This window comes from Acinetobacter sp. AL9, assembly GCF_041464035.1.
Lineage (GTDB): Bacteria > Pseudomonadota > Gammaproteobacteria > Pseudomonadales > Moraxellaceae > Acinetobacter > Acinetobacter towneri.
On the sequence record NZ_JAYFSK010000069.1, the window covers coordinates 1 to 10,572 of the forward strand.

9 protein-coding genes and 4 tRNA genes are annotated in these 10,572 nt (G+C 41.1%); 4 read left to right on the forward strand and 9 right to left on the reverse strand.

All coding sequences use genetic code 11. From position 1 onward, the window contains the following. Positions 1-484: 484 nt before the first annotated feature. Genes ACEO2X_RS12065 through ACEO2X_RS12075 form a run of 3 tightly spaced genes read left to right on the forward strand, consistent with a single transcriptional unit; the run spans position 485 to position 2,689 of the window. The gene (locus tag ACEO2X_RS12065) at positions 485-988 is read left to right on the forward strand and encodes a YfiR family protein (RefSeq protein WP_096902398.1); all 504 of its coding nucleotides are present in this window, start codon (positions 485-487) and stop codon (positions 986-988) included. After that, positions 985-2,220 (forward strand): diguanylate cyclase domain-containing protein, encoded by a 1,236-nt coding sequence (locus ACEO2X_RS12070; RefSeq protein WP_104853067.1) that lies wholly within the window; start codon positions 985-987, stop codon positions 2,218-2,220. Before ACEO2X_RS12065 ends, ACEO2X_RS12070 begins: the two co-directional genes overlap by 4 nt. Next, on the forward strand, positions 2,213-2,689 hold the full coding sequence (locus ACEO2X_RS12075) for an OmpA family protein (RefSeq protein WP_004976277.1): 477 nt from the start codon (positions 2,213-2,215) through the stop codon (positions 2,687-2,689). Before ACEO2X_RS12070 ends, ACEO2X_RS12075 begins: the two co-directional genes overlap by 8 nt. A 190-nt stretch (positions 2,690-2,879) precedes the next feature. Here ACEO2X_RS12075 and ACEO2X_RS12080 read toward each other — a convergent pair. The 8 genes from ACEO2X_RS12080 to secA all read right to left on the reverse strand — a co-directional run bounded on the left by ACEO2X_RS12080 (position 2,880) and on the right by secA (position 9,309). Continuing rightward, positions 2,880-2,956 (reverse strand) — tRNA-Pro (locus tag ACEO2X_RS12080). Between the two features lie 18 nt (positions 2,957-2,974). Next, positions 2,975-3,050, reverse strand: a tRNA-His gene (locus tag ACEO2X_RS12085). A 38-nt stretch (positions 3,051-3,088) separates the two neighbouring features. After that, positions 3,089-3,165, reverse strand: a tRNA-Arg gene (locus ACEO2X_RS12090). Positions 3,166-3,211: 46 nt separating this feature from the next. Next, positions 3,212-3,288, reverse strand: a tRNA-Pro gene (locus ACEO2X_RS12095). A 153-nt stretch (positions 3,289-3,441) separates the two neighbouring features. Continuing rightward, the gene (gene nadA, locus ACEO2X_RS12100) at positions 3,442-4,509 is read right to left on the reverse strand and encodes a quinolinate synthase NadA (RefSeq protein ID WP_180187163.1); all 1,068 of its coding nucleotides are present in this window, start codon (positions 4,507-4,509) and stop codon (positions 3,442-3,444) included. A 150-nt stretch (positions 4,510-4,659) separates the two neighbouring features. Beyond that, on the reverse strand, positions 4,660-5,880 hold the full coding sequence (argJ, locus tag ACEO2X_RS12105; RefSeq protein WP_131261960.1) for a bifunctional glutamate N-acetyltransferase/amino-acid acetyltransferase ArgJ: 1,221 nt from the start codon (positions 5,878-5,880) through the stop codon (positions 4,660-4,662). A 195-nt stretch (positions 5,881-6,075) separates the two neighbouring features. After that, positions 6,076-6,432 carry a hypothetical protein gene (locus ACEO2X_RS12110; protein WP_371972083.1) on the reverse strand — a complete coding sequence of 119 codons (357 nt, stop codon included), beginning with the start codon at positions 6,430-6,432 and terminating at the stop codon, positions 6,076-6,078. Between the two features lie 162 nt (positions 6,433-6,594). Further along, positions 6,595-9,309 (reverse strand): preprotein translocase subunit SecA, encoded by a 2,715-nt coding sequence (gene secA / locus ACEO2X_RS12115; protein ID WP_371972084.1) that lies wholly within the window; start codon positions 9,307-9,309, stop codon positions 6,595-6,597. A 338-nt stretch (positions 9,310-9,647) separates the two neighbouring features. Between secA and ACEO2X_RS12120 the strand changes: the two genes are divergently transcribed. After that, positions 9,648-10,289, forward strand: a complete 642-nt coding sequence (locus tag ACEO2X_RS12120) for a peroxiredoxin (protein ID WP_317098302.1) — start codon at positions 9,648-9,650, stop codon at positions 10,287-10,289. A 189-nt stretch (positions 10,290-10,478) separates the two neighbouring features. On the opposite strand, the gene ACEO2X_RS12125 is transcribed toward ACEO2X_RS12120, so the two are convergent. Next, the coding region (locus tag ACEO2X_RS12125; RefSeq protein WP_178867550.1) for a transposase domain-containing protein at positions 10,479-10,572 on the reverse strand (94 nt) is incomplete at its 5' end.

Here is a 10,572-nt window from a genome sequence, read left to right on the forward strand (position 1 = left end):
AATTTTCTGACTTAAATTTCGCTCAAATAAACTTCGAGTAATTTAAACCAATCAATCAATGAAAATAATTTCGATCAATCAATCAGTAAAAATCCACACAAGTTGTTCTTCATAATCTCTTAATGATCTTCTCAATGCTTCGTCAGCATCAAGCTAGGTCGGCTATATTACGCTTTATTTCTAAAGTGTCAACTGGTAATTCAAATTATTTTAAACTTTCTTTCTAAAACCCAACTCAATCATTCTTAACCAAGTCATTGTTTTATCAGAAGTTTTAATCTGCATCACCGCCGATGGATGTGCATTATAGGTGAAATATTTCGCCTTGCAACCCCTCTTTTTAAGTTTTATAAGTTTTTTAGTCCGAACGGTTATTTATTCGGCAAAATCATTTAGATCTGTATTATTCTTGCTCAAAATTAGCAGTATGCTTATTTTCCAATATTAGCTACACTACTTTTATGTTCATTCGTGTTGTATTGAAATGACTCAAAATTTAAAAATAATAACCTTGCTGTCATTTGTAGCAATGCAAACACCTATTTTGTATGCTGCACCTGCATCAAATCTTTATAACACTACATTCTCCATTTTAGCGTATGCAAAATGGCAAGCTAGCACGCCCAAACTTTGTGTCGTAAATCAAGATAATATTGCACAACAATTCAAAAAACATGCCCCATTACATAATAAATATGACATTCAACCCATTCAAAGCCATGAAATATCTAAAAGTAATTGTCAAATATTAATTTTTTCTACGCTTTCTGCTGCACAAGAACAACATACCTTAAATACTCAAGTTCGATTTCCAGCCCTATCTATTAGTTTAAACAATCTGGAATGTGAAACTGGCAGCGCTTTTTGTCTTTATAAAAAAAATGATAACTATGCTTTTAAAGTCAACATGGAAAGCTTGACTCAATCTCAAGTGCATATTGATCCGCGTGTATTACTGCTTGCAAAAACATCGGAGTCAAACTCATGAAGCAGTTATACACTCCAATTACCTTGCATCAATTATTCACACGCGCACAACTCACTATCTTTGCTCTGACTTTTACAATTTGTTCAATGATTTTTCTGGTCATTTCAACCTACACCATGAACACCTTCGCAAAAAATAGTTTGCAAAGTTTATCTGCAGCATTAAATGAACGTATTCAACCGGCTGTTGTATTCAATGACCAAATAACACTGAACGAAATTCTGTCTGAACATACGCAGCGTTATTCTATTCGTTCAATTGAAGTACGCTCACCTAAACAGACACGTATTGCCTTTATTGAACAGCAAGGTCTAGAGCATTTTTCAATTCAGGCTTTATTGGACTATCTGTTTTTTAATCATCCTGTTCGGCTGAGTATTGACCATGATCAGCAAAACTATGGTGAGTTGGTGGTGTATGGAAACTCTAGTGACTTGGTCAGTTTTTTTTATAAAATCGTTTTAGGATTAATTTTCGGTTTTATTTTGCTTTTAATTGCTGTGTTTTGGTCAATTAATTCAATTTATCAATATCTCATGCAATCTTTAAGTTCTATTGTCAGCTCGGCACAGGAGATCAGTGCACAAAAAAATTATAAGCTGCGCGTTTCAAGTTCAGATATTCAAGAACTTCATGAACTGAGTTATGCCTTTAATGGCTTACTCAATGAGATTGAACAATCCCATAAGAATTTATTGGTTGAAAATCATAAACTGCAATTTCAGTCGCAATACGACAATTTAACGCAGTTGCCAAATCGTAATTATTTTTATGAAACACTGTTTAAGCTATTTACCCAGCCTTCTGCTACGGCTGCAGTATTTTTTTTAGACATTAATAACTTTAACCAAATCAATAACCAATTTGGGCATTTGACGGGCGATAATATTTTACGTGATTCATCACATTGTCTAATTCAGATTTTGCCCTCACATGCGTTTGTTGCGCGTTTAGGTGGCGATGAGTTTGCAGTAATCTTAACTGGCTCACACTCCACTGCAGAATTAGAGGATTATTGTCAAAAGATTCATGCTTGCTATACCTCTACATTTAAGTATGAACAGCAACAAGTTTCCTTAAATGTCAGTATTGGCGTAGCATTGATTGAATATGCAAAAACTCCTGAAAATTTAATTGCCGATGTCGATCGCGCAATGCTCAAAGCCAAACGTGATCAATCAAAATGGTATATTTCACCTCAATCAAACAATAAACAGGTTCCTTATGCTTAAAAAAGTTCTGATCGGCACACTTATTCTTGTTATGGTTTCACTCAGTGCTTGCATGAGTTTGGGGAATGTCAGCTATAAGCAGGCGCGCATGCTAAAACAAGAAGGCTTTATTTTAAGTGATGATGGCTGGACCTTAGCCCTGCCTGAACGCTTGTTATTTGGTTTTGATGAATACGCCATTCAAAATAGCCAAAAAGAACGCCTCAACCAATTGGCACAACAGCTGCATAAATATGACTTGGATAAACTCAAGTTTATTGGTCACACAGACAACGTAGGTTTAGCCAGCTACAATCAAACCCTATCGGAAAAACGCGCCCAAAATGTGGCTCAGATCTTTTTAGATCAGGGTTTTGAAAGAAAAAATATTCAGGTGATTGGACGTGGTGCAACACAACCAATGGTAAGCAATGACACACCAGCAAATCGTGCCACCAACCGACGCGTCAATGTGACGATTGTGCCTTAATAAAAAAGACACTAAAACTTTTCTTATATTGAGCCTCATTCTTGAGGCTTTTTTATGCTGACCAATAACTAATACGAAATCAATTTTAAACCAACAAGGCTTTCATAAATTTCAGGCATAAAAAAACCGCTTAACGCGGTATCTTTATTGACTTAACCATTTCTACTTAGTATCTGTTCTATTTAGAAAATGGTCGGAGCAGTAGGATTCGAACCTACGACCCCCTGGTCCCAAACCAGGTGCACTACCAGGCTGTGCTATGCTCCGTTTATCTCTCAAAGAGATTGGGGTGAATGACGGGATTCGAACCCGCGACAACTGGAATCACAATCCAGGGCTCTACCAACTGAGCTACATCCACCATTATGTTTGGTTCTTTTATACCAAGCTACCAAAAAATGGCGCGCCTGACAGGATTCGAACCTGTGACCATCCGCTTAGAAGGCGGATGCTCTATCCAACTGAGCTACAGGCGCATGACCGATGATACATAATATCATGCGATACGTTGCCTTGAAGAATTGGTCGGAGCAGTAGGATTCGAACCTACGACCCCCTGGTCCCAAACCAGGTGCACTACCAGGCTGTGCTATGCTCCGATTCATCTCAGCTTTTTGTGTATCGCACATCGTGCGGTACGGTGTGCATTCTAGGCGCGACGCCCGAAGACGTCAACACCTATATTTAAAAAAAATTAAAAAAAAGCTTCAACCGTATATTTATCAAACATTTTTGATATTTTTCAATCAATTTTAGCGTTTTAAGCTCGCACTGAAATTCAACATACGATCTAGTGGTAATTTAGCACGTTCTGCCATGGCAGGTTCAACGAATACTTCTTGATCACCCGTTTGCAATACATGCAAAATTCCATCCAATTCATTCATCGCCATCCACGGGCAGTGTGCGCATGAACGACAGGTTGCACCCTCACCTGCAGTTGGCGCTTCAATTAGAATTTTATTAGGTACAGCTTGCTGCATCTTATAGAAAATACCGCGGTCAGTTGCCACAATTAAACGCTCGTGTGGCAAAGTTTTGGCTGCTTGAATAAGCTGCGATGTACTGCCCACTGCATCAGCTACATCAATAACTGATTCTGGTGATTCTGGATGCACCAAGACTGCTGCATCTGGATACATGGCTTTCATATTGGCAATACCGCGTGAACGGAATTCTTCATGCACAATACACGAACCATCCCAAAGCAGCATATCTGCGCCAGTTTTCTTTTGAATATAGCGTCCTAAGTGCTGATCTGGCGCCCAAATGATTTTTTCACCTAAGCTATCGAGATGTTCAATAATTTCAACCGCACAGCTTGAGGTAACAACCCAATCTGCACGCGCTTTTACCGCAGCGGACGTGTTGGCATAAACCACGACTGTATGATCAGGATGCGCATCACAGAAGCGGCTAAACTCATCGACAGGACAACCTAAGTCTAGCGAACAAGTCGCTTCTAAAGTTGGCATAAGAATGGTTTTTTCTGGCGATAAAATTTTGGCAGTTTCGCCCATAAATTTTACACCAGCTACGACCAACGTGGTTGCCGCATGATCACGACCAAAACGTGCCATTTCCAGTGAATCCGAAACACAGCCACCTGTTAATTCAGCCAGTTCCTGTACTTCAGGATCGCAGTAATAATGGGCAACCAAAACAGCATTGTGCTTTTCGAGTTCTGCTTTAATTTGCGCAAATTTTTCCTGCTTGGCTTGCTCACTCAAATGATGTTCTTTGCTTTCACCCAAGCGATCTAAATGCGCCTGCACAATTGATTTGGCTTCATTGGCAATTAAATTGGTCGCATCATTCATAACAACGTCTTCTCTATCTTCATGCTTGCCCGAACACAAGCTTACTCAAGTCACTGATGATATGGGGGCAATTTACTCATTCACCAGCCCTTTGCCGATTGAATGCTAAAAAAGCCTCACAACGGAGGCTTTATCACTCAATTTGAATTTTTACGAACGGTAATCCGCGTTGATCTTGACATAATCGTAAGACAAGTCACAAGTATAGACTGTATCTGTCGCTTGACCACGTCCTAAATTTACACGAATGGTCATTTCGGTTTGTGCCATGACTCGCGCGCCCGCTGCTTCGGTATAGTCGGCAGCAGCACCGCCATCTTTGCAAATTTGCACATCATCCAACCAAACCTGAATTTTTTCAACGTCTAAATTTGGCACGCCAGCATAACCAATTGCAGCAAGAATACGCCCCCAGTTTGGATCTGAGGCAAAAATGGCCGTTTTTACCAATGGTGAATGTGCAATGCTGTACGCAATATCACAACATTCTTGGGTATTGTCACCATCTTCAACACGTACCGTGATGAATTTTGTTGCACCTTCACCATCACGGATAATCAGTTGTGCCAAACGCAACATCACACGATTCAAAACATCTAATACCACAGCATAACGCGGGTCATTTTCACTGCAAATTTCAGTGCCACCCGCCTGACCTGTCGCCACCAAGATACATGAATCATTGGTCGAGGTATCGCCATCTACAGTAATACGGTTAAATGATTGTTCTACGCTGCGTTTGAGCAATTGCTGCAAGATGTCACGTTGAATTGGTGCATCGGTTGCAACATAGCTAAGCATGGTCGCCATATTTGGGCGAATCATACCTGCGCCTTTAGAAATGCCTGTCATACTATAAGTAATGCCATCTAACTCAAACTGCTCAGATGCACCTTTGGGTGTGGTATCTGTGGTCATAATACCTGTCGCAGCATCATGCCAAGCATCCTCACGTAACGATGCCAGCGCAGGTGCTAAACCAGCAACCAAGCGCTCAATCGGCAATTGCTCACCAATCACACCTGTAGAAAATGGCAAAACTTCTTGGGTAGATACACCTGCCAATTCAGCCAATTTGGCACAGGTGATTTCTGCATTTTGCATACCCAATTTGCCTGTACCCGCATTGGCATTACCTGTATTAATGACCAAATAACGCGGATTGCCTTGAGCTAAATGTGCTTTGGACACATGCACAGGCGCAGCGCAAAATGCGTTTTGAGTAAATACGCCCACTACATTTGAGCCTGCTGCAAATTCAAAAATAACCAGGTCACGTCGGTTCTGATAACGCACATAAGCCTCTGCTGAACCAATTTTTACACCTTTGACCACATGCATGTGTGGCATAGAGACGTCACCAACTGCCATTTTGAAATTTCCAGTACAAATTTGAGAATGTCACAGCTTAGTGGAAATTGAAGAAAAAATCGAGCATCCTCCCTGCTTGATTCAACTTTTGTTAATACACAAGGTCGTATATAAAAAACCAGCCCGTATGGACTGGTTTTAATCTTCAATGTAATGCATCAGCAACTAAAATTATACTGATTGAGCCTATTTGGATTATGGCGTAGTCGCAACCACGGTTTCACCCAATAAAGCCTGTTTTGCACGTTCTTGACTTGCTGCAGATAAAGCAGGATTTGCAGCCACAATACGATTTACATTGGCAGCATTCGCAGGTGCAATCGCTGCAGTATGCAACACGATTGGACGCTGATCTGGATTGGCAAAGGTATAACGAATACCTGTGCGTGGGCTTGCCACAGTCACGTGACCATTATCCACTTGTACCTGTGCAGTGGTCGCACCCACAGCAGCTTGAACTTTTGCAGGCGTCGTGGTTGTTGCCGCATTTGCAAATGCAAAAGTAGGTAAGCTTAAGGCAACAATCATTAAAGGATGTAATACTTTTTTCATTTTTTGTTCCACACGTGGATATTGCATGTGCAACTAAATAGCATTTAATTCCAAAATCTGCAAATGCTATACACATCTTGCAAAACTATTACCACAAAGATTTTGCACCCCAAAATACAAAAAGCAGAACCAAAGTTCTGCTTAAGTTGTAACAAGTCAGGTTTAGATTTTACCGTGACACTGTTTATATTTCAGTCCTGAACCACATGGGCATGGCGAGTTACGGCTTGCAGGTGGAACAACCGTTTGCTCAGCAGCACTGTACTGTGGTTCTGATTCAAAGGTTTCGCCCGTTAAACCATCTACATCAGCATGTGAAAGATTAAGCTGCATCGCTTCTGCTTGCGCTTGCTGTTGAGCTTCCATCGCTGCCAGTTCTTCAGGTGTTGGTACATGCACACGCGAAAGATCGGTAACGACATCAGCTTTAATCACACCCAACATATTCACAAATAAGTTAAAGGCTTCTTTTTTGTACTCTTGCTCAGGGTTCTTTTGTGCATAACCACGTAAATGAATCCCTTGACGCAAATAGTCCATAGCCGCCAAATGATCTTTCCAGTGACGATCAAGTGAACTGAGCATAAAGTGGCGTTCTAGCATCGCAGCAGATTCATCACCCATTTGCTGACGACGTGCACGGTAACGTGTCACAATTTCATCGGCAATACGTTCAACCAAAGCTTCTTCATCTAGGCGACGATCATCTTCGAGCCATTGGTTAATTGGTAATTCGATGCCCAAATCATCACGCAAGGCACGCTCTAAACCATCAATATCCCATTGATCATGAATCGATTCTGGTGGAATATAATTGGCGATCATACCTGTGACCACTTCACGGTGCATTTCTTCAATATAGTCTTGCAGCGTGCTTTCTGCCAGAATATCATCACGCTGTGAATAAATGATCTTACGTTGTTCGTTGTTTACGTCATCGTATTTCAACAAGTTTTTACGGATGTCGAAGTTACGTGCCTCAACTTTACGCTGTGCATTTTCGATAGAGCGTGACACCATTTTGTGTTCAATCGCTTCATCTTCCTGCAAGCCCATAGCACGCATCATTGCTACAACACGATCACCTGCGAAAATACGCATTAAGTCATCTTCAAGTGACAAATAGAAACGTGACACGCCTGGGTCACCCTGACGACCTGCACGACCACGCAACTGGTTGTCAATACGGCGCGATTCGTGACGTTCTGAACCAATAATGTGTAAGCCACCTGAACTTAACACCATGTCGTGATTTTGTTCCCACTCTGCCTTTAAACGCGCTTCATCTTCAGGGGTTGGGTTTTCAATTTTGGCTAGCAGGGCTTTCCAGTTACCACCTAGCAAAATATCTGTACCACGGCCTGCCATGTTCGTGGCAATAGTCACCGCACGTGGTGAGCCTGCTTGCGCAATAATGTCAGCTTCGCGTTCGTGTTGCTTCGCGTTCAATACTTCGTGCTGAATACCCGCTTCACGCAGTTTATCCGATAAAATTTCTGAAGCTTCAATGGTCGCTGTACCAATCAGAATTGGTGCAACACCTGCTTCATGCACACGTTGAATTTCTTGAATAATCGCGTTGTATTTGCCTGTACGGTTTAAATAAATTAAATCGTTTTGGTCGTTACGAATCATTGGTCGGTGGGTTGGAATGATGACGACATCTAGACCATAAATTTCTTTCATTTCTGCAGCTTCAGTGTCTGCAGTACCCGTCATTCCTGACAGTTTTTTGTATAAACGGAAATAGTTCTGGAAGGTTGTGGTCGCTAAAGTCTGGTTTTCAGGCTGAATTTCCAGACCTTCTTTGGCTTCTATCGCTTGGTGCAGACCTTCTGACCAACGGCGACCAGGCATGGTACGACCTGTGTTTTCATCGACAATAATTACTTCACCATCATGGATGATGTAGTGCACGTTACGTTGATACAGGAAGTGCGCACGAATAGCTGCAGATACGTGATGCACCAAATTCAGGTTAGATGCAGAATACAGACTTTCTCCTTCTGCCAATAAACCCATTTGAATTAATTCATTTTCTACCGTTTCATAACCAATTTCGGTCATTTCTACAGTGCGTTGTTTTTCATCAATCCAGAAATGTCCACCATCGGCTACTTTTTCTTCTTTTTGTGCATGCAATTTTGGCGGAATGGTGTTGATTGCTGCATATAACTGCGATGAGTCATCACTTTGACCAGAAATGATTAATGGGGTACGTGCTTCATCAATTAAGATCGAGTCCACTTCATCAATAATGGCATAAGTCAGACCACGCTGTTTTTTCTCACTCAGCGAGAACACCATGTTGTCACGCAAGTAGTCGAAACCAAATTCGTTATTGGTACCGTAGGTAATGTCTGCGCGATAAGCCTGTGCTTTTTCAGTCGGGTCTTGCATGGAATAGATAATGCCAATGCTTAAACCTAAAAACTCAAATAAAGGGCGGTTGAGTTCGGCATCACGCTGTGCCAAGTAGTCGTTCACAGTAATGACGTGCACGCCCTGACCGCTTAAAGCATTTAAATAACAGGCCAAAGTTCCCATTAGGGTTTTACCTTCACCTGTACGCATTTCTGCAATTTTACCTTCATGCAAGGTAATACCACCAATCAACTGCACGTCATAGTGACGCATGCTCATGACACGTTTGGCGGCTTCACGACATACTGCAAATGCTTCTGGTAATAATTTATCTAAACTTTCGCCTTTGTTATAACGTTGTTTGAATTCTTCGGTTTTTGCAGATAAGTCTGCATCGCTTAAGGCAGATATCGTCGGCTCGAGCGCATTAATCTTGTCTACGATTTTACGCATGCGTTTGAGTTCGCGCTCATTTTTAGTACCGAAGATTCCTCCGATCAGACTTGCCAACATGAATAAACTCTCTAAATCTTGCTTGTCAAATAAATAGGTTTTTCTTAGTGGTTATTATGGTGCTAGAAATTTGAAGTACAAGGGTTTTGCACAAAAACCTATTAAAAATTCCAATCTCTACTTGCCATTTCTCGCTGCTAAGTAGCAGTTAATGTAACAAATTTCGAGCGGACGATATATAGCAATCACACATCAATCTATTTTGAAAATGCAATAAAAATGACACACCATATTCAAATTATTCATAAGCACATACAAAAACACTATTTAATTCTGCAAAAGGAATGGCGCATAGTAGTACGCATACATCACACAACAAAACAAGACAGAGGTACACAATGACTATTCGCTTAGGTGACATCGCACCCAACTTCACACAAGATTCAAATGAAGGCCCAATTGATTTTTATGAATTTTTAGGTGACAGCTGGGGCATTCTATTTTCGCATCCTGCCGATTACACACCTGTCTGCACCACCGAGCTAGGCTATACCGCAAAACTGAAAGATGAATTCAGCAAGCGCAATGTCAAAGCGATTGCACTTTCTGTAGATGATGCTGAATCTCACAAAGGCTGGATTCAAGATATTAACGAAACCCAAAACACGACGGTTAATTTCCCAATTCTTGCTGACCAAGATCGTAAAGTATCTACGCTGTACGATTTTATTCACCCGAATGCCAGCGAAACACTGACTGTTCGCTCATTAATCATTATTGATCCAAATAAAAAAGTACGCTTGATCATTACTTATCCTGCTTCTACAGGACGTAATTTCCACGAAATTTTACGTGTGATTGATTCACTACAACTGACTGACAATTACAAAGTTGCAACGCCTGCCAACTGGCAAGATGGTGAAGATGTGGTGATCGTGCCTTCCATTCAGGATGAAGCGGAACTTAAAGAACGCTTCCCAAGTGGATATAAAGCCATCAAGCCTTATTTGCGTTTGACCAAACAACCGAACCGCACTTAATTAAGTGTTACATGAGCAAGCCTATCTTCGGATAGGCTTTTTACAATCAAAGCATTTGAAACACACCTAAATTCAATCAGCATTAAAAAAGGATTTAACCCAAAAGATTAAATCCTTTTTAATAAACATTTTGATCGAATGATCTAGTCGCGTTTATCGTAAGCGTCCGCTGAACCCCATGCCTATTTTTTAATTCGGTTCAGGTTTCCAGCGGTGTGGTAGCAATTCTTCAATCTGAGTCACTTTATGTGTCGGCAACCTTTTCAGCACATCACTTAAATAG

Excerpts from the sequence above, each read along its gene's own strand:
- ACEO2X_RS12065 (WP_096902398.1), top strand. The coding sequence starts at position 485 with ATGACTCAAAATTTAAAAATAATAACCTTGCTGTCATTTGTAGCAATG.
- ACEO2X_RS12070 (WP_104853067.1), top strand. The coding sequence starts at position 985 with ATGAAGCAGTTATACACTCCAATTACCTTGCATCAATTATTCACACGC.
- ACEO2X_RS12075 (WP_004976277.1), top strand. The coding sequence starts at position 2,213 with ATGCTTAAAAAAGTTCTGATCGGCACACTTATTCTTGTTATGGTTTCA.
- nadA (WP_180187163.1), bottom strand. The coding sequence starts at position 4,509 with ATGAATGATGCGACCAATTTAATTGCCAATGAAGCCAAATCAATTGTG.
- argJ (WP_131261960.1), bottom strand. The coding sequence starts at position 5,880 with ATGGCAGTTGGTGACGTCTCTATGCCACACATGCATGTGGTCAAAGGT.
- ACEO2X_RS12110 (WP_371972083.1), bottom strand. The coding sequence starts at position 6,432 with ATGAAAAAAGTATTACATCCTTTAATGATTGTTGCCTTAAGCTTACCT.
- secA (WP_371972084.1), bottom strand. The coding sequence starts at position 9,309 with ATGTTGGCAAGTCTGATCGGAGGAATCTTCGGTACTAAAAATGAGCGC.
- ACEO2X_RS12120 (WP_317098302.1), top strand. The coding sequence starts at position 9,648 with ATGACTATTCGCTTAGGTGACATCGCACCCAACTTCACACAAGATTCA.